21 protein-coding genes and 2 tRNA genes are annotated in these 21781 nt (G+C 60.0%); 16 read left to right on the top strand and 7 right to left on the bottom strand.

The genetic code is table 11. The features are described from left to right. The first annotated feature begins 31 nt into the window (after nt 1-31). Both pgsA and B9Z43_RS04035 read left to right on the top strand, forming a co-directional pair. Nucleotides 32-601, top strand: coding sequence for a CDP-diacylglycerol--glycerol-3-phosphate 3-phosphatidyltransferase (pgsA, locus tag B9Z43_RS04040; RefSeq protein ID WP_108323277.1), 570 nt, complete (start codon nt 32-34; stop codon nt 599-601). Beyond that, nucleotides 598-1506, top strand: coding sequence for a DMT family transporter (locus B9Z43_RS04035; RefSeq protein ID WP_108322814.1), 909 nt, complete (start codon nt 598-600; stop codon nt 1504-1506). Before pgsA ends, B9Z43_RS04035 begins: the two co-directional genes overlap by 4 nt. Here the strand turns inward: B9Z43_RS04035 and B9Z43_RS04030 are convergent. Then, the gene (locus B9Z43_RS04030) at nt 1475-2437 is read right to left on the bottom strand and encodes a LysR family transcriptional regulator (protein ID WP_108322813.1); all 963 of its coding nucleotides are present in this window, start codon (nt 2435-2437) and stop codon (nt 1475-1477) included. The two genes, B9Z43_RS04035 and B9Z43_RS04030, sit on opposite strands and share 32 nt — an antisense overlap. A gap of 64 nt (nt 2438-2501) precedes the next feature. On the opposite strand from B9Z43_RS04030, the gene B9Z43_RS04025 reads away from it, so the two are divergent. From B9Z43_RS04025 to B9Z43_RS04000, 6 genes are all read left to right on the top strand, one after another. Then, nucleotides 2502-3380, top strand: a complete 879-nt coding sequence (locus B9Z43_RS04025) for an alpha/beta fold hydrolase (RefSeq protein WP_108322812.1) — start codon at nt 2502-2504, stop codon at nt 3378-3380. A gap of 26 nt (nt 3381-3406) precedes the next feature. After that, nucleotides 3407-4495, top strand: coding sequence for a tartrate dehydrogenase (locus B9Z43_RS04020; RefSeq protein WP_108322811.1), 1089 nt, complete (start codon nt 3407-3409; stop codon nt 4493-4495). Between the two features lie 263 nt (nt 4496-4758). Further along, nucleotides 4759-5031 (top strand): HU family DNA-binding protein, encoded by a 273-nt coding sequence (locus B9Z43_RS04015; protein ID WP_108322810.1) that lies wholly within the window; start codon nt 4759-4761, stop codon nt 5029-5031. An 18-nt stretch (nt 5032-5049) separates the two neighbouring features. Next, nucleotides 5050-5125, top strand: a tRNA-Val gene (locus B9Z43_RS04010). A 62-nt stretch (nt 5126-5187) separates the two neighbouring features. Beyond that, on the top strand, nt 5188-7119 hold the full coding sequence (locus tag B9Z43_RS04005) for a peptidylprolyl isomerase (RefSeq protein WP_108322809.1): 1932 nt from the start codon (nt 5188-5190) through the stop codon (nt 7117-7119). Nucleotides 7120-7146: 27 nt separating this feature from the next. Next, a tRNA-His gene (locus B9Z43_RS04000) sits at nt 7147-7222 on the top strand. A gap of 54 nt (nt 7223-7276) precedes the next feature. Here the strand turns inward: B9Z43_RS04000 and B9Z43_RS03995 are convergent. Beyond that, nucleotides 7277-8251 carry an NADPH:quinone oxidoreductase family protein gene (locus B9Z43_RS03995; protein ID WP_108322808.1) on the bottom strand — a complete coding sequence of 325 codons (975 nt, stop codon included), beginning with the start codon at nt 8249-8251 and terminating at the stop codon, nt 7277-7279. 156 nt (nt 8252-8407) lie between these two features. Between B9Z43_RS03995 and surE the strand changes: the two genes are divergently transcribed. The 5 genes from surE to rlmD are packed head-to-tail and all read left to right on the top strand — an operon-like array spanning nt 8408 to nt 13115. After that, a complete protein-coding gene (gene surE, locus B9Z43_RS03990) occupies nt 8408-9178 on the top strand; it encodes a 5'/3'-nucleotidase SurE (RefSeq protein WP_108323275.1) in 771 nt (256 codons plus the stop codon). Beyond that, complete coding sequence (locus B9Z43_RS03985) at nt 9175-10005, top strand: protein-L-isoaspartate(D-aspartate) O-methyltransferase (protein ID WP_199222239.1); 831 nt, start codon at nt 9175-9177, stop codon at nt 10003-10005. Before surE ends, B9Z43_RS03985 begins: the two co-directional genes overlap by 4 nt. Nucleotides 10006-10017: 12 nt before the next feature. Further along, nucleotides 10018-10848: a peptidoglycan DD-metalloendopeptidase family protein gene (locus B9Z43_RS03980; protein ID WP_108323270.1), complete on the top strand. Its 831-nt coding sequence runs from the start codon at nt 10018-10020 to the stop codon at nt 10846-10848. A gap of 9 nt (nt 10849-10857) precedes the next feature. Next, nucleotides 10858-11655, top strand: coding sequence for a 3'-5' exonuclease (locus B9Z43_RS03975; protein ID WP_108322807.1), 798 nt, complete (start codon nt 10858-10860; stop codon nt 11653-11655). 32 nt (nt 11656-11687) lie between these two features. Further along, on the top strand, nt 11688-13115 hold the full coding sequence (gene rlmD / locus B9Z43_RS03970) for a 23S rRNA (uracil(1939)-C(5))-methyltransferase RlmD (protein ID WP_108322806.1): 1428 nt from the start codon (nt 11688-11690) through the stop codon (nt 13113-13115). A 64-nt stretch (nt 13116-13179) separates the two neighbouring features. Here the strand turns inward: rlmD and B9Z43_RS03965 are convergent, their stop codons facing one another. Then, nucleotides 13180-13872 carry a Bax inhibitor-1/YccA family protein gene (locus tag B9Z43_RS03965; RefSeq protein ID WP_108322805.1) on the bottom strand — a complete coding sequence of 231 codons (693 nt, stop codon included), beginning with the start codon at nt 13870-13872 and terminating at the stop codon, nt 13180-13182. Nucleotides 13873-14051: 179 nt separating this feature from the next. On the opposite strand from B9Z43_RS03965, the gene B9Z43_RS03960 reads away from it, so the two are divergent. Beyond that, nucleotides 14052-14459, top strand: a complete 408-nt coding sequence (locus B9Z43_RS03960; RefSeq protein WP_108322804.1) for a heme-binding protein — start codon at nt 14052-14054, stop codon at nt 14457-14459. Nucleotides 14460-14562: 103 nt separating this feature from the next. Here the strand turns inward: B9Z43_RS03960 and B9Z43_RS03955 are convergent, their stop codons facing one another. After that, on the bottom strand, nt 14563-14868 hold the full coding sequence (locus tag B9Z43_RS03955; RefSeq protein WP_108322803.1) for a c-type cytochrome: 306 nt from the start codon (nt 14866-14868) through the stop codon (nt 14563-14565). A gap of 192 nt (nt 14869-15060) precedes the next feature. On the opposite strand from B9Z43_RS03955, the gene ilvD reads away from it, so the two are divergent. Together ilvD and lgt are read left to right on the top strand one after the other, a co-directional pair. Then, entirely contained in the window at nt 15061-16917 is a 1857-nt protein-coding gene (gene ilvD, locus B9Z43_RS03950; RefSeq protein WP_108322802.1) for a dihydroxy-acid dehydratase, read from the top strand. A 60-nt stretch (nt 16918-16977) separates the two neighbouring features. Continuing rightward, complete coding sequence (gene lgt / locus B9Z43_RS03945) at nt 16978-17781, top strand: prolipoprotein diacylglyceryl transferase (protein WP_108322801.1); 804 nt, start codon at nt 16978-16980, stop codon at nt 17779-17781. Nucleotide 17782: 1 nt separating this feature from the next. Here lgt and B9Z43_RS03940 read toward each other — a convergent pair whose 3' ends face one another. The 3 genes from B9Z43_RS03940 to B9Z43_RS03930 are packed head-to-tail and all read right to left on the bottom strand — an operon-like array spanning nt 17783 to nt 21724. Further along, complete coding sequence (locus B9Z43_RS03940) at nt 17783-19216, bottom strand: amidase (protein ID WP_108323268.1); 1434 nt, start codon at nt 19214-19216, stop codon at nt 17783-17785. Between the two features lie 20 nt (nt 19217-19236). Beyond that, the gene (locus B9Z43_RS03935; RefSeq protein ID WP_158270060.1) at nt 19237-20694 is read right to left on the bottom strand and encodes an amidase; all 1458 of its coding nucleotides are present in this window, start codon (nt 20692-20694) and stop codon (nt 19237-19239) included. A 43-nt stretch (nt 20695-20737) separates the two neighbouring features. Further along, complete coding sequence (locus B9Z43_RS03930; protein ID WP_108322799.1) at nt 20738-21724, bottom strand: tripartite tricarboxylate transporter substrate binding protein; 987 nt, start codon at nt 21722-21724, stop codon at nt 20738-20740. Nucleotides 21725-21781 lie beyond the last annotated feature (57 nt).

Below are 21781 nucleotides of genomic sequence, written 5' to 3'. Positions count from 1 at the left end.
AACACCAAATAGCCGTGCCACAATGAGAGCCATGTTTTTCACGATTCCAACCATCATGACCTGGACGCGCATCGTCGCGATTCCATTGATCGTGGGGGTGTATTACTGGCCGGGTTTGACCATGGCCACGCAGAACCTGATCGCCACTTCGATGTTTGTGGTGTTTGCCATCACCGATTGGTTGGATGGTTACCTGGCCCGCAAGCTCAACCAAGCATCTGCCTTTGGCGCTTTCCTCGACCCGGTGGCCGACAAGTTTCTGGTCTGCGCGGCTTTGCTGGTGCTGGTGCACATGAACCGGGTGCATGTGTTGATTGCGCTGGTCATCATTGGCCGTGAAATCGCGATTTCGTCGTTGCGCGAGTGGATGGCCCAGATCGGTGCGGGCAAAAGTGTGGCCGTGCACATGGTGGGCAAGCTCAAGACCACGGTGCAGATGGTGGCCATTCCTTTCTTGCTTTATGACGGCGTGTTGTTCGGCGTGATCGACACCCGCGACTGGGGCGCCGTGTTGATCCTGATCGCTGCGGTGCTGACGATTTGGTCGATGGTTTATTACATGCAAAAGGCCCTGCCTGAAATCCGGGCACGGGTCAAATGAACTCACGCTCTCAGACGACGGCCTGGATCAAAGCCATGCCGGTCGTCTTCGTGCTGATCTGGAGCACTGGGTTCATCGTGGCCCGATACGGCATGCCACATGCCCCGCCATTGAGCTTTTTGCTGGTGCGCTACTTCTTGTCAATCGTCTGTTTCCTGATCTGGATTGGCCTGGCCCGCGTGGCCTGGCCGCGTGACCGTGCGCAATGGCTGCATCTGGCGGTCACGGGTGTCTTGATGCATGCGGGCTACCTCGGCGGCGTATGGGCCGCTGTCAAGGCGGGCATGGGCTCGGGTTTGTCTTCGCTGATTGTGGGTTTTCAGCCGGTGCTGACCGCGATCTGGTTGTCCTGGAGCTTGCGCAGTTCGGGCCAGCCCGGCGTGACGCCGCGCCAGTGGGCGGGTCTCACGTTGGGCTTTGCCGGGCTGTTGATGGTGGTTTGGCGCAAGCTGACTTTGGGCTCGGCCATGGACCATGTGACACCGGTCAACATGGCGTTTGCCATCGGGGCAATGTTCAGCATCACGATTGGCACCCTCTACCAAAAACGGTTTGTGCAGCCTTGCGATGTCCGCTCGGCCAATGCCGTGCAGTTGTTGGCCGCCTCGCTGGTGACCCTGCCTTTGGCGCTGGCAGAGCCTGAGATCATCCAATGGAATGCCGAATCGATCGGCGCCATGGCCTGGGCGGTTCTGGGCTTGACCTTGGGGGGCAGCTCCTTGCTGTACATCCTGATCCAGCGCGGTGCGGCGGCGTCTGTCACCAGCCTGATGTACTTGGTGCCGCCGACCACGGCCATGATGGCCTGGTTGTTGTTTGGCGAGACCATCACCGCCGCGACGATTGCGGGCACCGCTTTGACGGCGCTGGGCGTCAGCCTCGTGGTGCGGCCCGCCCGGAGCTGAGCACTTTCCACGGTTCCTCACGGAACCGGTCGGCCAAAAATTCCTGCAGCAGTCGGATGCGCAAGGGCATCTGCGAGCGGTAGGGCGCCAGCCAGTGGATGTGCGCATCGTGCATGGCGCAGTCCGGCAAGACCCTCACCAACTGGCCGGTCGCCAGCAGCGGCGCAATGTCCCACAAACTGCGCAGCATGATGCCCTGACCGGCCAGGCACCAGTCGCGCACCATTTCGCCTGAGTTGCTGGACAGCGGTCCCTTGACCGGGATGTGCAAGGGCCGTGCAAAGCCTTCACGCGTCAGTCGCCATTCGTCAAAACGCTGGCCTTGTCCGGTTTCACCGCCGTTCTCGCGCACCACCAGACATTGGTGCTGCGTGAGTTGTTCGGGTGCCGTGGGCATGCCGTGTTGCCGCAGGTAGGCTGGGGCAGCCGCCAGCACCCTTTGGTTGGGCGCCAGCTTGCGCGAGATCCACTCGGCGGCGATGTGTGCAGGCGGATTCCACAGCCAGATGGCGGCATCAAACCCCTCGTTGGCCAGATCGGGCAAGCGTTCGGAGAGCTGCAATTCGATCTGTACGGCCGGGTAGCGTTGCTGGAATTCGGCGAGCAGCGGCCCCAGCCACAAGCGGCCAAAACCAAAACTGCTGACCATGCGGATGGGGCCGGAGGGCTCGCTTTGGCGTTCGCGCAGCTCGTCTTCAATCGCGGCAAAGCCTTGCAGCAACTGGGCCGCGCGGTCGCACAGGGCGTGGCCTTCGGTGGTGGGGCTTACGCGGCGGGTGGTGCGCTGAAACAGCCGCACTCCCAAATCGGCTTCCAGTGCAGACAAGCGCTTGGTCACCACGGGTGGCGCCAGTTGCAATGCCCGAGCGGCTTTGCTGAGGCTGCCGTGCTGTCGCACGGCCAAGGTCAATTCAAGGTCTGAACGGTCCAATTGTTTTCTTATTGTGAATAATCAATTGCCGGATTATTGCTGTTTTGAGCGCTAAGCTCGGGTCATGTTGGAAACTTTCACCCCGCTCACGGTCGAACGCCAAGGCGTGCAGCTGCACACCCGCGCCGCAGGGGCGGGGACGCCAGTTTTGTTGTTGCACGGTCACCCGCAAAGCATGGCCATGTGGCACCGTGTGGCGCCCGTGTTGGCGCAGACGCACCGCGTGGTGCTGATGGACTTGCGTGGCTACGGCGATTCTTCGCGCCTTGAGGCCGATGCCGCCCACCACAACCACAGCAAGCGCGAGATGGCGCTGGACGCCCTGGCGGTGATGAAAGCCCATGGGTTTGAACGCTTTGATGTGTTGGCCCACGACCGGGGTGCCCGGGTGGCCCACCGGCTGGCGGCCGATGCACCCGATGCCGTCAAGCGCCTGCTGCTGCTCGACATTGCGCCGACATTGGCGATGTATGAAAACACCAGCGAAGCGTTTGCCCGTGCCTATTGGCATTGGTTTTTCATGATCCAGCCACCCCCTTTGCCCGAAGCCCTGATTGAATCGGACCCGGCCCGTTATGTGCGCGGTGTGATGGGGGCCCGCTATGCAGGCTTGGCGGCATTTGCCCCCGAAGCGCTGGCCGAATACGAACGCTGTGCAGCATTGCCGGGCACCGCCCGATCGATTGCCGAAGACTACCGCGCCAGCGCCTCGCTGGACTTGGAACACGACCGCGCCGATGTGGCCGCAGGCCGTCAGTTGCTACAACCCCTTCGGGTGCTGTGGGGGCAGCATGGCGCGGTCGGGCGTTGCTTTGATGTGCTGGCCCTGTGGCGCGAACGCGCTGCCCAAGTGACAGGGTGCGCGCTCGATTGCGGCCACTATCTGGCCGAAGAAGCCCCTGAGCAAGTGATTGCCCAAGCGCAAGAATTTTTCACACACTGAACCGTCTCATTGACAAGGAGCACCCCATGAGCAAGAAACACCGCATCGCCGTCATCGCAGGCGATGGCATTGGCAAAGAAGTCATGCCCGAAGGCCTGCGCGTGATGGACGCGGCAGCCCGTAAATTCGGCATTGACTTGCAGTTTGACCACTTCGATTTTTCGAGCTGGGACTATTGCGAAAAGCACGGCAAGATGCTCCCCGACAACTGGAAAGACCAGATCGGTGGTCACGACGCCATTTACTTTGGCGCGGTGGGCTGGCCCGAGAAAATCGCCGACCATGTGTCGCTGTGGGGCTCGCTGCTTTTGTTCCGCCGCGAGTTTGACCAGTACATCAACCTGCGCCCGGCGCGCCTGATGCCCGGCATCATCGCCCCCGTGGTGCGCAAGGACGGCAGCCGCCGCGAGCCCGGCGAGATCGATATGTACATCGTTCGTGAGAACACCGAGGGCGAGTACTCCAGCGTGGGCGGCCGCATGTTCCCCGGTACCGAGCGCGAGATCGTGATGCAGGAATCCATCATGACCCGCATCGGTGTTGACCGCGTGCTGAAATTTGCTTTTGAGCTGGCACAAACGCGCCCCAAAAAGCACCTGACCAGCGCCACCAAGTCCAACGGCATCGCCATCACCATGCCTTACTGGGACGAGCGCGTGGCCGAGATGGCCAAGGCCTATCCTGGCATCAACGTCGACAAGTTCCACATCGATATCCTGACCGCGCACTTTGTGCAGCGCCCCGACTTCTTTGATGTGGTGGTGGCCAGCAACCTGTTTGGCGACATCCTGAGTGATCTGGGCCCGGCCTGCACAGGCACGATTGGCATCGCGCCCAGTGCCAACCTGAACCCCGACCGTTTGTTCCCCTCTTTGTTCGAGCCCGTTCACGGCTCGGCCCCAGACATCGCGGGCAAAGGCATTGCGAATCCGATCGGTCAGATCTGGTGTGGTGCCATGATGCTGGAGTTCCTGGGCTACAAGGCGGCGCACGACGGTGTGCTTGCCGCGATCGAGAAGGTCTTGGCCCCAGGCAGTGGTGCACCCCGCACGCCCGATTTGGGGGGTACCGCCAACACATCGGATGTCGGCAAAGCCATTGCGCAGGCCTTGTGAGCATGATTGTTTTTGTCTTCATGACAGGCGGCTGACCCGGCAAAAAATATCAATGTGGCAATAACTGACCACTGTTTTCACGGCTAGAATTCGTGCCGCAACATGGTTTGCTGTCTGACATTGGATTGACAGGCCCACAGGGGCTGGCTTTAATGTTCACAGGCCAATTGCCGAATACATTTTGACTTGGCGCTCATGGTTGCCAAGTCATTTTTCAGTCCAAACGCCGGGTAGACCGGTCATGCCATTTCAAGAGGTTTCTTGTGAACAAAACTGAATTGATCGAACACATTGCAAAACAAGCCGACCTGTCCAAAGCCGCTGCGGGCCGCGCTCTGGAAGCCACTATCGGTGCTGTGCGCACAACCTTGAAAAAGGGCGGTACGGTTTCTTTGGTGGGTTTCGGTACTTTTGCCGTGGGCAAACGTGCTGCCCGTACCGGTCGCAATCCACGCACCGGCGCTGCGATTAAAATCAAGTCTGCCAAGGTGCCAAAGTTCCGTCCAGGTAAAGCCCTCAAGGATGCTTTGAACTGATTTCACTTTTTTCAGGTGGGGCGCTTAGCTCAGTTGGTAGAGCGGCTCCTTTACACGGAGTAGGTCGGCGGTTCGAGACCGTCAGCGCCCACCACCACAAAAAGTAAAGGCGAACAGGTTGTTCGCCTTTTTTATTGATAAACCGAGACTTCGAACATGTTTGATTCCATCCGCAATCACTCCAAAATTTTGATGGGATTGCTGTTTTTGCTGGTCATTCCGTCCTTTGTCTTGTTCGGTATGGACAGCTACAGCCGCTTTTCAGACCAAGGTGCGCCTGTGGCCAAAGTGGCGGGCAACAAGATCACGCAAGGTGAATGGGATGCGGCACATCAACGCGAAGTCGAGCGCATCCGCGCCTCAGTGCCCAATCTGGATCCCAAACTGCTGGACTCTGTCGAGGCCCGTTACGCCACCTTGGAGCGCATGGTCAATGACCGCGTGATCGCGGCGGCGGCCGACAAGCAATTGCTGATCACCAGCGATCAGCGTCTGGCCCGTTATCTGCAACAAGATCCTTCGATTGCCGGTTTGCGCGGCGCCGATGGCAAGCTGGACATGGAGCGCTACCGCCAACTGGCCGCCAGCCAGGGCATGACGCCTGAAATGCTGGAAGCCAAAGTCCGCCAGGACTTGTCGGCCCAGCAAGTGATGGGCGGCTTGCAGCAATCCGTGGTGGCCTCGCAAAGCCAAACCGATACCGCTTTGAATGCGTATTTGCAGCGCCGTGAAATCCAGATCCAGAAATGGACGCCTGCCGATTTCGCCGCCAAGGTTCAAGTGGCCGATGCGGATCTGGAAAAGTTTTACCAAGCCCAGTCCGAGCGTTTCCGCTCGGTGGAAAGCGCCGACATTGAATACCTGGTGCTGGACACGGCATCTTTGCAAAAGAGCATCAGCCTGCCCGAGCAAGACCTGAAAACGTATTACGAACAAAACGTGCAGCGTCTGGCGGGCAAGGAAGAGCGCCGCGCCAGCCACATCCTGATCAACGCAGCCAAGGACGCTCCTGCCGCTGACCGTGCCAAGGCCAAGGCCAAAGCGGAGGAATTGTTGGCTGCCGTTCGCAAGAGTCCCAAATCCTTTGCCGATGTGGCCCGCAAAAATTCGCAAGACACAGGCTCTGCCACCAGAGGTGGCGATCTGGACTTCTTCGCCAAAGGCGCCATGGTCAAAGCGTTTGAAGATGCGGCCTTTGCCTTGAAGAAGGGCGACATCAGCGATGTGGTGGAGTCGGAGTTCGGCTTTCACATCATTGAATTGACCGACATCAAAGCCCCCAAAGCGCCCAGCTTTGAATCCATGCGCCCTCAATTGGAGGCCGACTTGCGCAAGCAGCAAGCCCAGCGCCAATTTGCCGAGCAGGCCGAAACCTTCAGCAACAGCGTTTACGAGCAGGCCGAAAGCTTCAAGCCCACAGCCGATCGTCTGAAGTTGACCGTTCAAAAAGCCCAGGGCTTGACCCGCACGCCGGCTGCAGGTGCACAGGGCGTTTTGGCCAACGCCAAATTGCTGCAAACCTTGTTTGCGGAAGAGTCGGTGAGCAAGCGTCGCAACACAGCGGCTGTGGAAGTGGCCCCCAACACCCTCGTGTCTGCCCGCATCGTGGCTTACCGTCCGGCCGCTGTTCGTCCATTTGCCGAAGTCAAGGACGAAGTGCGCCGTCAGTACGTGGTTGAAAAATCTGCCGACTTGGCCAAAGCCGAAGGCCAAGCCAAATTGGCCTCCTGGAAAGACCAAGCCGCGCAAGCCCAAGTGGGAGCCGCTGTGATCGTCTCGCGCGACCAAACACAAGGCCAAGCGCAAGCCGTGGTGGATGCGGTGTTGCGTGCTGATCCTGCGCGTTTGCCTGCTTTGGTGGGTGTGGATCTGGGCACGCAAGGCTTTGTGGTGGCCCGTGTGAACAAACTGGTGCCGCGCGATGCCTCCTCGGCCCAGCAATTGGCCCAAAGCCGCCAGCAGATGACCCAGTTGTGGGGCCAGGCTGAAGGCCAAGCCTACCTGACCTATCTGAAGCAGCAGCTCAAGGCAGAAATCCTGATTGAAAAACCTCAGAGCCAGCGTGCCGAAGCTGCGGAAAAGCGCTGAAGTTCAGGTTATAATTTCGTTTCTACGGTGGCTGTAGCTCAGTTGGTAGAGTCCAGGATTGTGATTCCTGTTGTCGTGGGTTCGAGCCCCATCAGCCACCCCAAATAAAAAAAGCCCTTGCAGCAATGCAAGGGCTTTTTTCTTGGCTTGGCGAGGATCAGTTGACCATCACCAGCTTGCCCTTCACGCCACGTGAACCCATGTGGGCATATGCTGCCTTCAGGTCGGCCATGGGCATGGTGCTGTCAATCACGGGTTTGATCTTGCCTTGGCCGTACCACTGGGCCAGCTCGGCCATCATGGCGGCATTGGCCTGGGGTTCGCGGCGGGCGAAGTCGCCCCAGAACACACCCACCAAAGAAGCGCCTTTGAGCAAAGGTAAATTCAGGGGCAGGGTTGGAATAGGGCCACCTGCAAAGCCCACCACCAGATAACGGCCGCGCCAAGCGATGGAGCGGAAAGCCGGTTCTGCAAACTCGCCGCCCACCGGGTCGTAAATCACATCGGGCCCTTTGCCTTCGGTCAAGGTCTTGAGGGCTTCGCGCAGGTTTTCGGTGCTGTAGTTGATGGTGGCGTCTGCGCCCAAGGTTTTGCACAAAGCGCATTTTTCATCGGTCGATGCGGCCGCGATCACTTTGGCCCCCATCGCTTTGGCGATCTGGATGGCCGCCGTGCCCACGCCGCCTGCGGCGCCCAGCACCAACACTGTTTCGCCCGACTTGAGGGCGGCACGATCCACCAGCGCATGGTGCGAGGTGGCGTAGGTCATGATGAACGCGGCCGCATCGACGGCTGGAAAGCCTGCAGGCAGCGGCATGCACAGCTTGGCGGGAGCCAGGGTGTGGGTGCCAAATCCGCCGGTGCCCGACAGGCATGCCACCGATTGGCCGACTTTCAGGTGGGTGACGCCTTCGCCCACGGCTTCGACAACGCCCGCGTATTCAGAACCCGGCACGAAAGGCAGCTCGGGCTTCATCTGGTACTTGTTTTGAACGATCAAGAGGTCTGGAAAATTGAGGCTGGCCGCCTCAATTTTGAGCAATACCTGACCCGCCGCGGGTGTGGGGGTGGGCAGTTCTTTCCAGGTCAGCGCGTCAACGCCAATGGGGTTTTCGCAAAGCCATGCGTGCATTCAATGTCTCCTGAGGTGCGTGTTTTGGACTGTGGACGATGGTAGGGATGGCGGTGCTGAATTTATGTCCCCCGAGCGACCGGTATTTCGCTGCATTTTTTGTGTCATTCGCCAGAGGAGGGCCCTCTACAATTGGAGACCACACTGGAACCCCACATGAAAATTCTCATCTCGAACGACGATGGCTTTCGCGCAGAGGGGATCGTCGCGCTTTATGAAGCGCTCAAGACCATCGCCGATGTGGAGGTGGTCGCGCCCGAGCACAACAACAGCGCCAAATCGAACGCGCTGACTTTGCACACCCCGTTGTACGTGAACCGCGCTGACAATGGCTTTCGATATGTCAATGGCACGCCCGCCGATTGCGTGCACATTGCTTTGACGGGTTTGCTCGGCTACCGACCTGATCTGGTGGTCTCCGGCATCAACAACGGTGCCAACATGGGCGATGACACCTTGTATTCGGGTACCGTGGGCGCTGCGATGGAGGGCTATTTGTTCGGGATCCCGGCCATCGCTGTTTCGCAAATTGAAAAAGGCTGGGCCCATGTGGATGCTGCCGCCCAAAAGGTCAAACAGCTGATCGCCCAAATGCAGTCCGGCGATTTGCTCCATGCACAGCCGTGGTTATTGAATGTGAACATTCCAAATTTGCCCCTGGATCAGATCCGTGCACCTCAGTTGTGTCGTTTGGGCCGCCGCCATGCGGCAGAGCCGGTGATCACGCAGGTGGACCCCCGTGGCCAGACCATGTACTGGATTGGCAACGCAGGGCCTGCGATGGATGACAGTGAAGGCACAGACTTTCATGCGGCCAAACTGGGGCACATGGTGGTCACGCCACTGAAGGTGGATTTGACCGAACACCAGTCGCTTGACCTTTGGTCGCGCGCATTTGAACGTTTGCATGTGACGGAGCCTGCATGAGTCAGCGCCCCGGTTTCCCGGCCAAATTGCCCGCACTTGGGGCGCCACGCACCACCCGTACCCCGGCGCCCGTTGTGGGCGCTCAAAGACCTGTGGCCATGCCCAAGCCTAAGCCTTTGCCCAGCAAGGCTGTGGCTGGCGCCTCGCTTGCGCACAGATCGCCGCCATTGAGCTCTGGCCTGGGCATGGATTACAGTCCTTTGCGAGCCCGCATGGTCAGCAAATTGGCCGCTCAGGGTTTGCAAGACCCGATGGTGCTGCAGGCCATGGGCTTGGTTGAGCGCCATCGTTTTGTGGAAACCGCCTTGGCAGTGCAAGCCTATGAAGACACCAGTTTGCCGATTGGCTTAGGGCAGACCATCTCCAAGCCCAATGTGGTGGCCCGCATGATCGAGTTGATGCGTGAGGGCGTTTCGGGCAAATTGGGCCGCATTCTGGAGATCGGCACAGGGTGCGGCTACCAAGCTGCGGTGTTGAGCCATGTGGCCACAGAGGTTTACAGCATTGAGCGCCTGCGCGGCTTGCACGAAAAAGCGCGAGAAAATTTGCGTCCTTTGCGCTTGCACAATGTCCATTTGATTTTTGGCGATGGCATGCTGGGCTACCCCAAAGGTGGGCCATACGCAGGCATCATCTCTGCGGCTGGCGGTGAATCCGTGCCCCAGGCTTGGCTGGACCAGTTGGCTGTTGGCGGTCGATTGGTGGCGCCGACGATCACGCCGGCAGGTCATCAGGCTTTGGTGGTGATCCATAGGACCGCAGGGGGATTTGATCATCAGGTGTTGGAAGCGGTTCATTTTGTGCCTCTAAAATCAGGCGTTGCTTAAATGAAAGAATTCATGATTGAACTTCAACGCATCTCATGCTTTGTCGCATTAACGATCGGATCTGCTGTTTTGGTGGGCTGCTCCTCGGCCCCTCGTGTCATGGCGCCCGTTGAAGACCGCATCGCCAGTTCGCGAACGGGCGCCGGCGTTGTCGACGCGGCTGCGGCCCCTGTCAAGGTTTTGCCCGGTGCAGAAAATGCCGGCAAACCGGGCTATTACACCGTCCAGCGCGGTGAGACCCTGACCCGCATCGGTTTGGAGCACGGTCAGTCCAAGCGCGATTTGACACGTTGGAACAACCTCAGCAATCCCGATGTGATTGAGGTGGGGCAGGTCTTGCGGGTCGCGCCCCCAGGCGCTGCGGTCGAAGCTTCGGGCGTCGTGGTGCGGCCCGTCACTTCGAGCGCAGAAATGCCCGCGGCCACCACATCCACCAAGCCCGCGCCTGTCAATCCTCCCGCTGCCGTTGCCGACGAGGGGCTGGGTTTCATCTGGCCCTCGAATGGCACATTGATTGGTGGCTTTGACGAGTCGAAGAACAAAGGGCTGGACATTGCGGGCAAGGCCGGTGATGCCGTGATGGCATCCGCAGATGGTCAAGTGGTTTACGCTGGTGCCGGTCTACGCGGGTACGGTAACCTGATCATTCTGAAACACAACAACACCTTCTTGACGGCCTACGCCCACAACCAGAAGCTGCTGGTCAAAGAAGACCAGAAAGTGCGCAAGGGCGAGAAGATCGCCGAGATGGGCAACACCGATGCCGACCGCGTCAAGCTGCACTTCGAGGTGCGCCGGCAGGGCAAGCCAGTCGATCCGGCCAAGTTTTTGCCAGCCCGCTGAAAGCCCCGCATGGCTTGGCCTGTCCTGGTCTTTGACATTGAGACCATTCCCGACATGGCCGGCTGGCGGCGTTTGAACGCCGCATCCCCCGAGCTGACCGATGCCCAGGCGCATGCCCAGTGGAAGGCCGAGCGCGAGGCCAAAGGGCAAAGCGATTTCATGCCCCTGTACCTGCAAAAAGTGTTGGCCATCAGCTGTGTCTTTCGCAATGCCGAGGGCTTGCGTGTCCATTCCTTTGTGGACCGCGATGGCCAAAGCGAAGGCCGCATCGTTCAGACCTTCTTCAACGTCATCGAAAAACACGAGCCGCAACTGGTGAGCTGGAACGGCAGTGGCTTTGACCTGCCGGTGCTGCACTACCGTGGCTTGCAGCATGGTGTGGTGGCCGACAAGTACTGGGACTTGGGCGAGGGCACGCACGGCAGCGACCGTGAGTTCAAGTGGAACAACTACATTTCGCGCTACCACATGCGCCATCTGGACCTGATGGACTTGCTGGCCAAGTACACCCCGCGCAACAACGCGCCCATGGACGCCATGGCCAAGTTGTGTGGTTTCCCGGGCAAGTTGGGCATGGACGGTTCGCAGGTCTACGAGCAGTTTCTGGCGGGGCAAACCGAAGAGGTGCGCCGCTACTGCGAAACCGATGTGATGAACACCTATTTGCTGTATTGCCGCTTTCAAAAGATGCGCGGCGGCCTGACCGAGGCCGAATACACGCAGGAAATCCAGTTCGTCAAAGACAATGTGGCCGCCTTGGCGGGCCAAGAGCCGCATTGGCAAGAATACCTGCAGGCCTGGGTCTGAATTTGCGCCTGGCCCAATGAGACAATTGGGGCATGAGCGAAAAACAAGAACTCTCCATTCCCCAACACGAAGCCCCCAACAGCGACGATTTGCCCGAAGGCTGGTTGCGTGTCGGTTCACTTGACATGGATGCCCAAGGCATCGCCCGCCGCCCCGACGGCAAAGTGGTGTTCATCGAAGGCGCTTTGCCCTTCGAGGTCGTTTCTGTTCAAGTCGGCCGCAAAAAGAACAACTGGGAGCAGGGCACCGTCACCGAGATCCATTCAGAGTCTTCACAACGTGTCACGCCTGGTTGCCCGCACTTTGGTCTGCATGGCGGCGCTTGCGGCGGCTGCAAGATGCAGCATCTGGAAGCTTCGGCGCAAGTGGCCATCAAGCAGCGGGTGCTCGAAGACAACCTCTGGCATCTGGGCAAAGTCAAAGCCGGCACCATGCTGCGCCCGATCGAAGGGCCCACATGGGGTTACCGCTACCGTGCCCGCATGTCGGTGCGCTATGTGATCAAAAAGGGCGAAGTCCTGATTGGTTTTCACGAACGCAAGAGCCGCTACATCGCCGACATGAAGGTGTGCCGCATCCTGCCGCCGCACGTCAGCGCCATGCTGATGCCTTTGCGTGCCTTGATTGCGCAAATGGAGGCCCGTGAAACCTTGCCCCAGATCGAGCTGGCCTGCGGCGATGAGGTCACTGCCATGGTCTTGCGTCACATGGCGCCTTTGAGCGAAGGCGATCTGGCCAAGCTGCGCGCTTTTGGCGAGCAACACCAGGTGCAATGGTGGCTGCAGCCCAAAGGCCCGGACACGGTGCATTTGCTGGACGCCGGAGGTCCTCAGCTGAGCTATGGCTTGCCGGACTTCGGCATCACCATGCCGTTCCGCCCCACCGACTTCACGCAGGTGAACCCCTTCATCAACCGCGTGTTGGTGGCGCGATCCTTGCGTTTGTTGCAAGCACAAAAGAACGAACGCGTGATCGACTGGTTCTGCGGCTTGGGCAACTTCACCTTGCCGATTGCCACGCAGGCGGCCGAAGTGTTGGGCATTGAGGGCGCAGAGACCCTGGTGGCCCGTTCACGCGACAACTACGCCCGCAACCAGGCCGATCGGCCTGCGGGGCAAGCCCTGGCGCCGACCAGCTTTGTGGCCCGCAACCTGTTTGAAATGACGCCAGAGATGCTGGTGGCCGATGGCACTGCTGACAAGTGGTTGGTGGACCCACCGCGTGAAGGCGCCTTTGCTTTGTCCAAAGCGCTGGCCGAGTTGCACGAGAACAAAGAACTGCGCCAAGGCTGGACCCCACCCCAGCGCATCGTGTATGTCAGCTGCAACCCCGCCACACTGGCCCGAGATGCGGGCTTGCTGGTGCACCGCGCCGGTTACCGCTGCGTGAGCGCGGGCGTGATCAACATGTTCGCCCACACGGCGCACGTGGAAAGCATGGCGGTGTTTGAGCTGGCTTGAAGCGTCATCAGCGTCCATGAAAAAAAGGCTCCCGAGGGAGCCTTTTTGCTGGGTGAAAACGCTTTCAGTCGCGTTCGCCGCCCATGATGCCAAGCAAGGCCAGCAAGCTTTGGAACACATTGAAGATGTCCAGGTAAAGTGCCAATGTGGCGCTGATGTAGTTGGTCTCTCCGCCATCAATGATCTGCTTGAGGTCGTACAGCATGTAGGCGCTGAAGATGCCAATCGCCATGACCGAGATCACCATCATGCCGACGGAGGAGCCGACGAACACGTTGATGATGCCGCCGATCATGATGGCCAAAGCGCCGACCATCAACCATTTGCTCATGCCCGACAGGTCACGTTTGATGGTGCTGGCCAGGCTGGCCATGACGAAGAACACCCCGGCGGTGCCCGCAAACGCGGTCATGATCAGGTCGGAGCCGTTTTTAAAGCCCAGCACCATGGCGATCATGCGCGAGAGCATCAAGCCCATGAAAAAGGTAAAGGCCAGCAGCACGGGCACGCCTGCGGCAGAGTTTTTGGTTTTTTCAATGGCGAACATGAAGCCAAACGCGCCAGCCATGAAAACAACCAGCCCCAAACCCCCAGACAGGGATTGCGTGATGCCGGTGCTCACGCCAAGCCAAGCACCCAAAACGGTGGGCAGCAGGCTCAGGGCCAGCAGCCAATAGGTGTTGCGCAGAACGCGGTGACGGGCTGAGGGGTCGGCGTGCCCCCAGTCAGCGGTGTTGAGAGTGCGAAGGTCGCTCATGTTGGATCTCCTGTTCAAGGCCCACGAAAAAGGGCTCGCTCATTGTAGGGCGCTCACACTGCAAGGTAAATTTCCGGCAGTTGATGGGGTTATCGGGTGAATCAGTTTTACGCTCAGGTGTGCAATGGCTGTTCTCATCGCGTGTATCCTTGCTTTTTTTAAACAATGTCCTGAAAACCATGAAAACCCAATCCGTGCTCGAACTGTCCGATGTTCAAACCATTGCCGCTGCTGCCCAAGCCGAAGCACAGAAAAACAATTGGAACGTCAGCATTGCCATCGTCGATGCGGGCGGCCACCTTTTGCACTTCCAGCGCCTGAACGGTGCGCCTCCCATTTCTTCGCACATTGCGCCAGCCAAGGCTCACACAGCAGCGCTGGGTCAGCGCGAAAGCAAAGTGTATGAAGACGTCATCAACGGCGGTCGTTATTCCTTCCTGTCGGCTCCTGCCGTGGAAGGCATGCTCGAAGGTGGCGTGCCGATCATGAAAGACGGCGCTTGTCTTGGTGCAGTGGGCGTGAGCGGGGTCAAGTCCAATGAAGACGCCCAGATTGCTAAAGCCGGTATCGCAGCCATCGGCCTTTGATCTGATCGAGTACGGGGACCCACAGCGTGTGAGTTCCCAAAAACAAAAAACCCGCTGAAAACAGCGGGTTTTTTTGATGAGGCCAAAGCCAACAGTTGGCGAATTACTTGGCGCTCAAGACCCAAGCGGCCAATTTTTTGGCTTCCGCTTCGTTCACCTGAGGGTTGGCTGGCATGGGCACGGCACCCCAAACGCCCGAACCGCCTTTGACGATTTTGGTGGCGAGCTTGTCGACAGCCGACTTGTCAGCTTTGTACTTGGCGGCCACATCTTTGTAGCTGGGGCCCACCAGTTTTTTGTCAACTGCATGGCAAGCCATGCAGTTTTTGGAGGTGGCCAATGCCAGGTCAGCAAAAGCAGGGGCTGCGGCGGCAGCGGTCATGGCCAGGGCAAGAACGAATTTTTTCATGTCGGTACCTTGTGGGTTAAAAGGATCAGGGGGGGCGAGCCCAAGGAGCTCTTGGCTGTGAGTGTAGCTGGATCCGGATTTTGGGGTGATTGACTTACAGGTGACTGAGTCTTTGTCTTGCGTGACCAGCGCATGCTTGTGCTGGGCCATAATCCGATGACTTTTTTCATGTAATTCCGACAGGAGCCTTGAATGCCCGCTTACCGCTCAAAAACATCCACCGCTGGCCGCAACATGGCCGGTGCCCGCTCTTTGTGGCGCGCCACGGGCATGAAGGACGATGACTTCAGCAAGCCGATCATCGCCATCGCCAACTCCTTCACCCAGTTTGTGCCCGGCCACGTGCACCTCAAAGACTTGGGCCAGCTGGTGGCGCGTGAGATCGAAGCCGCAGGTGGTGTGGCCAAAGAGTTCAACACGATTGCCGTGGACGACGGTATCGCCATGGGCCACGACGGCATGCTTTACTCGCTGCCCAGCCGCGACATCATTGCCGACTCGGTCGAGTACATGGTCAATGCCCATTGCGCCGACGCGATCGTGTGCATCTCCAACTGCGACAAGATCACCCCCGGCATGCTGATGGCCGCCATGCGCCTGAACATCCCCGTGATTTTTGTGTCGGGCGGCCCCATGGAAGCGGGCAAGGTGCGTTTGGCCAACCCCCAGACGCAAGTGATGGAATTCAAAAAGCTCGACCTGATCGACGCCATGGTCATGGCCGCTGACGACAAGGTGAGCGACGCCGATTTGGCCGAAGTCGAACGCTCGGCTTGCCCGACCTGTGGTTCGTGCTCGGGCATGTTCACGGCCAACTCCATGAACTGCTTGGCCGAGGCTTTGGGCTTGGCTTTGCCTGGCAACGGCACCGTCGTGGCCACACACGCCGACCGCGAGCAGCTGTTCAAGCAAGCCGGTCGCACGATTGTGGAGCTGTGCAAGCGCTATTACGAACAAGACGACGCGTCGGTTTTGCCACGTTCCATGGGTTTCAAAGCCTTTGAAAACGCGATTGCGCTGGACATCGCCATGGGCGGATCGACCAACACCATCTTGCACATCCTGGCGATCGCCCAGGAAGCCGAGATTGAATTCACCATGGCCGACATCGACCGCATGTCCAAAATCGTGCCTCAGCTGTGCAAGGTCGCGCCCAACACCAACAAGTACCACATCGAAGACGTGCACCGTGCCGGCGGCATCATGGGCATCTTGGGTGAGCTCGACCGTGCCGGGCGCCTGCATACCGATGTGGGCACTGTATTGGGCAAGACCATGAAAGAGGTCTTGGACCAATGGGACATCGCTCGCAACCCGTCCGATGCCGTGAAACACTTCTACATGGCCGGTCCTGGTGGCATTCCCACCCAAGTGGCCTTCAGCCAGAACTCGCGCTGGCCCAGCTTGGACACCGACCGTGCCGAAGGCTGCATCCGCTCGATCGAGCACGCTTTCAACAAAGAAGGTGGCCTGGCTGTGCTGCGCGGCAATATCGCGCTCGACGGTTGCGTGGTGAAGACCGCCGGCGTGGACGACAGCCTGCTGGTGTTTGAAGGCCCAGCCCACGTGGTGGAGTCGCAAGACGAAGCTGTGGAAAACATCCTGAGCGACAAAGTCAAGGCAGGCGACATTGTGGTCGTGCGCTACGAAGGCCCCAAAGGCGGCCCCGGCATGCAGGAAATGCTGTACCCCACGAGCTACATCAAATCCAAAGGCCTGGGCAAAGCCTGCGCCTTGCTGACCGACGGTCGTTTCTCTGGTGGTACTTCGGGCTTGTCGATTGGCCACTGCTCGCCCGAAGCGGCAGCGGGTGGCACCATCGGCTTGGTGCGCAATGGCGACCGCATCCGCATCGACATCCCCAACCGTTCGATCAACGTGCTGGTGAGCGACGAGGAGCTGGCCAAGCGCCGTGTGGAGCAAGACAAGCTGGGCTGGAAGCCAGCCTTGCCACGCCCACGCAAAATTTCAGCGGCATTGAAGGCCTATGCCTTGCTGGCCACCTCGGCCGACAAGGGCGCTGTGCGCGATTTGTCGCTGCTGGGTTGATACAACTGTGTTGGACAGCATGCTGATGCGTGCCCCACATTGCGGGCACAATCGCTCCCCATGCTGATCCACCCTCAAATCGATCCCGTCGCCCTGCAACTGGGCCCTTTGGCTGTCCATTGGTATGGCTTGACCTACCTGGCCGCTTTTGCGCTGTTTTACTGGTTGGGCACGCGCCGTCTGCACCACTTGCCGTTCTCGCGTTTGTCCGAGTGGACGCGCCAGGATGTAGAAGACATTCTGTTCTTGGGTGTGCTGGGCGTGGTGCTGGGCGGTCGTATCGGTTATTGCCTGTTTTATAAACCCGGTTATTACGCTTACCATCCGCTGGAAGTTTTTGCGGTCTGGCAAGGCGGCATGAGCTTTCATGGCGGCATGCTGGGCGTGATGGCCTCCATGGTCTGGTTTGCGTGGTCGCGCAAGCGGCCGTTCTTGCAAGTGATGGACTTTGTGGCGCCTTGTGTGCCCACGGGCTTGGCCGCTGGGCGCATTGGCAACTTCATCAACGGTGAGCTTTGGGGCCGCGTGGCCGATCCATCTTTGCCATGGGCCATGCTTTTCCGTGGCGCAGGCGATGTGCCGCGTCACCCCTCGCAGATCTACCAGTTCTTGATGGAAGGCATTTTGCTTTTCGTGCTGCTGTGGCTCTATGCCCGCAAGCCGCGTGCGCAAGGACAGGTGGCCTTTGCCTTCCTGTTCGGTTATGGCGTGTTCCGCTTTGTGGCCGAGTATTTCCGCGAACCCGATGCACACCTGGGCCTCTTGAGCTTGGGCATGAGCATGGGGCAATGGCTGTGTGTGCCGATGATCGTGGGCGGTGCTGTGCTCTGGCTTTGGTGCGGCCGCCGCCAAGCAGCGGCCTGAATCACCCCGGGCGGCGTTGCAGCCAGTCGCTGCGCACGGCTTCGTAGGCCGCTGCCACCTGCAACAAAGCCACATCGCCTTTCGGCTTGCCAATCAGTTGGATACCCATGGGCCAGGGTTTGGTGGGGTGAAAGCCCGCAGGCAAACTGATGGCGGGCAGGCCTGCCAGCGTGGCGTAAATGGTGCTTTCCATCCAGCGGTGGTAAGTGTCCATCTGGCGTTCGCCGATTTTTTGCGGCCAGCGTTCTTCCAGCGGGAAGGGCCAGACCTGCGCCACGGGCAAGGCCAGCACATCAAAGCGCTCGAACATTTGCAGCAGGTGGTTGTAGAAAGCTGTGCGTTGCTGGCTGGCACGCTGGAAATCCATGTAGGACAGCTTGACCGAGTTGTCGTATTCCCACAGCACTTCGGGTTTGAGTGTTTCACGGGCATGGGGCAGTTGCAGCAGTGCAGCAGCCTTGGGGCCCACCAGCGCACGGCGCCAGACCAACCAGCATTCCCACAGGGCCTGGGTGTCAAAGCCCGGTGCTGTGGGCTCAATGTGGGCCCCAGCGTTTTGCATCTCTCGCAGTGCGTCTTCACAGACGCCCAAAATGCCGTCTTCCATGGCCAGATGACCGCCCAGATCCCCCAGCCAGCCGACCCGCAGGCCTTGGAGTGCATCTGGCGTGTACTGGATGCCCGAGACGTCCAGCGCAGCGTTGATCGACAGCGGCTGACGACGGTCGCGGCCCGACTGTGTGGCCAGGAGCCTCGCCAGGTCTTGCACGCTGCGGGCCATGGGGCCTTCGGTGCCCAGTTGGTCCACCCACACATCGGCACCCGGGCCGAAAGGCACGCGTCCTTGGGAAGGGCGCATGCCAAACAGGTGGTTCCAGCCCGCCGGGTTGCGCAGGCTGCCCATGAAGTCCGAGCCGTCGGCCACGGGCAGCATGCGTTGGGCCAGTGCGACGGCCGCGCCGCCGCTGCTGCCGCCTGCACTGACCGATGTGTCCCAGGCGTTGGGTGTGGTGCCAAACAGGGTGTTGAAAGTGTGCGAGCCCAGGCCCAGCTCAGGCATATTGGTTTTGCCGATCACGATGGCGCCAGCGGCTTTCATGCGCTCGGTCATGATGCTGTCGGCGCGAGGCATTTGCCCGGCCAACAAACGGCTGCCAAAGGTGGTCGGAAAACCCAGCGCATGGCCCGTGTCCTTGATGGCTTGCGGGATGCCGTGCAGCCAACCGCGCGACTGGCCACGCGCCAGTTCTTCGTCGCATTGGCGGGCTTGTGCCATCAGCTGGTCGGCTGGCGCCAGGTTGACGATGGCGTTGTAGCGCGGGTTGAGCATGTCGATGCGCTGCAGGTAGGCTTGCATGACCTCCGTGCAGGAGATTTGCCCATTGTGGATGCGCTCAGACAGTGCGCTGGCGTTGAAGTCGGTGATGTCGGTCATGTCGGTCCTGGGCAAGCTGTTCAGTTCAGGTGTGGGGGCGGCACGAAGCCGCACCATTCGGTTTCGAGCCAGCGGGCCATTTTCAGGCAGAGGGGATCTGCCAAGGTGTCGCCGATGATCTGCGCCCCGACGGGCAAGCCCTCTGGGCTTTGCCCGATCGGGATGGCCGTGGCGGGCAGACCGACCACGCCGGGGTAACCCGCCCAGAACAGGCTGTCGGTGTGGGGCTGGTCCTGGCCATTGACCTGGAGCATGCGATCCCAGCGCTCGCCCTGCTGTTGATGCAAAAACGCAGGAGAGGTGGCCACCGGGGTGATCAGCAAGTCCACCGTGCCAAAGTAGTCACGCCATTGCGCGCGCAGCACGGCCCGTTGCTGGTCGAACTCCACCCAGTCTCTGTGCGTGAGGGTGCTGCCGCGCCAGACGCGTTCGCGCATGGTGTCTTGTGATGGATCGGCTTGCTCTGCCAGGCTTTGGAATCGGGCGAATGTTTTGTCGTCCAGCCAGGCACCGGTGGCTGCACGCAGCAGGTGCGTGTACACGCGGTGCGACTGCGCGCTGTTTACCGGACGGTGGTCCTCCAACACTGTCACGCCTTGTGCGCGTAAAAAGTCGGCCAGCGCATGCAGGCGGTTTTGGATGCTGTGGTCCACGCGGGCTTCGGGGTCGTCGTAGACGATGGCCACGCGGCATTGGTGCGGGGCTTTCTCGTTGCGCCGCCATTGCGCGGCTGTCCAGCCCATGGGGCCGAACTGTTGCAAAGGGGTGGTCAGCACTTGCATGGCCAGCTGCAAGTCCTTCGCGCTGCGCGCCAGGGGGCCGGCCACGGCGATGTCTAGGCTGTCGATGCAGCGCACGCCCGGCAGTTGGTGCCCTTGCATGGGCACCATACCCCAGGTGGGCTTGTGGCCATATACGCCGCAGTAATGCGCCGGGTTGCGGATCGAGGCACCGATGTCACTGCCCAGCTCCAGTGGCGTCATGCCTGCGGCCAATGCGGCGCTGGCCCCGCCCGACGAGCCGCCTGGGCTGCGGCTCAAGTCCCAGGGGTTGTTGGTGGTGCCATAGACCGGGTTGAACGATTGCCAGTCGCCCAGGGCCACCGGCACATTGGTTTTGCCAAACACCACGGCGCCCGCATCCTGCAGGCGTTGCACCGCGATCGCCGGGTGTTGGGCGATGTTGTCCTTGTAGTCTGGAAAGCCCCAGCAGGTGGGGGTGCCTGGCAGATCGAAGGATTCCTTGACGGTCATGGGCAGGCCGTGCAGTGGGCCCCAGTGCTCACCGCGCCGCCAGGCCGCATCGGCCTCGCGGGCACGCTGGCGGGCGCTTTCGAAATCGCGCACCACCACGGCGTTGATGGCCGGGTCCAGTTGCAGCACACGCTGGATGTGCTGCTCCAGCAACGCAAGGCTGGAGATGTCGCCCGTCCGCAAAAGGGTGAGCAGCTCGGTGGCCGTGCGCCAGGGCTCGTTCACACGCAGCGCCTCAAAGCCCAAGTGCCGTTGGCAGCACAGACCATCATTGGGGTTGCAAGTTGATCGATTTGGCGATGGCCTGGTAGCGTGCGGTTTCGCTGTTGTAGACACGGGCCAGATCTTCCGGGCTCATGGGCTTGGCCACGGTGTTGCCAGTCGCCTCATAGGCTTTGCGGATGTCGGCGTTTTGCAAAGCTTCGTAGATGGCTTTGTTCAGTCGCGCTGTCACATCAGCAGGCGTGTTCTTGGGCACTTCGATACCGGCCCACAGATCGAACTCAAAACCTTCCAGGCCTTTTTGGGCCGCCAAGGGTGCGATGTTCGGAAAGCGAGGGTGTGCTGTTTTGGTCGTCAGGCCCAAGGCTTTGACCTTGCCTTCGGTGATCATGGCGGGCGTGCTGCCGGCCAGCGGGATGAAGACCATGTCGATCTGCCCGCCCATCAGGTCGGTCATGAGGGGGGCCGCGCCCTTGTAGGGCACATGCAGCATCTTGGTGCCCGTTTGCTGGGCGAATTTTTCGCCGATCAGGTGGTACAGCGAGCCGGGGCCCACGCTGCCATAGGACAGCTCTTTGGCGCCGGGCTTTTTGGCCATGGCGATGAGCTCTTCCACATTGTTGGCCGGCAGGTCTTTGCGGGTGATCAGCACCATGGTGGTGGTCACCAGTTGGGCCACCAGCTTCATGTCATCGGGTTTGAACTTCACGGCCGACATGGCCAATGGGGCCAGCACCAATTCCATGGGGGTGCCCAAGGTCATGTTGTAACCATCTGCGGGGGCGGTGAGCACTTTTTGGATGCCGATCGCGCCGCCCACGCCGCCGATGTTTTCAATGATGACCGGTTGGCCCAGCAGCCGGTTGAGCTCGGGCTGCAGTTGTCGTGCCACAAAGTCAGAAGGACCCCCTGCAGGGTAGGGGACCACCAGGTTGACGGCTTTGTTGGGAAAGCTTTGCGCCGCAGCCTGAAACACAGCGGCGCTGCAGAGTAAGCCAAAGAGTGATCGCTTGAGCCATTGGGAGGTGTTCATCGTTGTCTTCCTTGTGGGGTTGTCTTGTGCCCTGCTGCATGCAGTCGCTGAGTAAGT

The sequence above is a fragment of the Limnohabitans sp. MMS-10A-192 genome, assembly GCF_003063335.1.
Taxonomy (GTDB): domain Bacteria; phylum Pseudomonadota; class Gammaproteobacteria; order Burkholderiales; family Burkholderiaceae_C; genus Limnohabitans_A.
This window is presented reverse-complemented; position numbering and strand designations above follow the sequence as displayed.

Bases quoted from the DNA above. Each gene is read 5' to 3' on its own strand.
- pgsA (WP_108323277.1), top strand. From the start codon at position 32: ATGTTTTTCACGATTCCAACCATCATGACCTGGACGCGCATCGTCGCG.
- B9Z43_RS04035 (WP_108322814.1), top strand. From the start codon at position 598: ATGAACTCACGCTCTCAGACGACGGCCTGGATCAAAGCCATGCCGGTC.
- B9Z43_RS04025 (WP_108322812.1), top strand. From the start codon at position 2,502: ATGTTGGAAACTTTCACCCCGCTCACGGTCGAACGCCAAGGCGTGCAG.
- B9Z43_RS04020 (WP_108322811.1), top strand. From the start codon at position 3,407: ATGAGCAAGAAACACCGCATCGCCGTCATCGCAGGCGATGGCATTGGC.
- B9Z43_RS04005 (WP_108322809.1), top strand. From the start codon at position 5,188: ATGTTTGATTCCATCCGCAATCACTCCAAAATTTTGATGGGATTGCTG.
- B9Z43_RS03995 (WP_108322808.1), bottom strand. From the start codon at position 8,251: ATGCACGCATGGCTTTGCGAAAACCCCATTGGCGTTGACGCGCTGACC.
- surE (WP_108323275.1), top strand. From the start codon at position 8,408: ATGAAAATTCTCATCTCGAACGACGATGGCTTTCGCGCAGAGGGGATC.
- B9Z43_RS03985 (WP_199222239.1), top strand. From the start codon at position 9,175: ATGAGTCAGCGCCCCGGTTTCCCGGCCAAATTGCCCGCACTTGGGGCG.
- B9Z43_RS03980 (WP_108323270.1), top strand. From the start codon at position 10,018: ATGATTGAACTTCAACGCATCTCATGCTTTGTCGCATTAACGATCGGA.
- B9Z43_RS03975 (WP_108322807.1), top strand. From the start codon at position 10,858: ATGGCTTGGCCTGTCCTGGTCTTTGACATTGAGACCATTCCCGACATG.
- rlmD (WP_108322806.1), top strand. From the start codon at position 11,688: ATGAGCGAAAAACAAGAACTCTCCATTCCCCAACACGAAGCCCCCAAC.
- B9Z43_RS03965 (WP_108322805.1), bottom strand. From the start codon at position 13,872: ATGAGCGACCTTCGCACTCTCAACACCGCTGACTGGGGGCACGCCGAC.
- B9Z43_RS03960 (WP_108322804.1), top strand. From the start codon at position 14,052: ATGAAAACCCAATCCGTGCTCGAACTGTCCGATGTTCAAACCATTGCC.
- B9Z43_RS03955 (WP_108322803.1), bottom strand. From the start codon at position 14,868: ATGAAAAAATTCGTTCTTGCCCTGGCCATGACCGCTGCCGCCGCAGCC.
- ilvD (WP_108322802.1), top strand. From the start codon at position 15,061: ATGCCCGCTTACCGCTCAAAAACATCCACCGCTGGCCGCAACATGGCC.
- lgt (WP_108322801.1), top strand. From the start codon at position 16,978: ATGCTGATCCACCCTCAAATCGATCCCGTCGCCCTGCAACTGGGCCCT.
- B9Z43_RS03940 (WP_108323268.1), bottom strand. From the start codon at position 19,216: ATGACCGACATCACCGACTTCAACGCCAGCGCACTGTCTGAGCGCATC.
- B9Z43_RS03930 (WP_108322799.1), bottom strand. From the start codon at position 21,724: ATGAACACCTCCCAATGGCTCAAGCGATCACTCTTTGGCTTACTCTGC.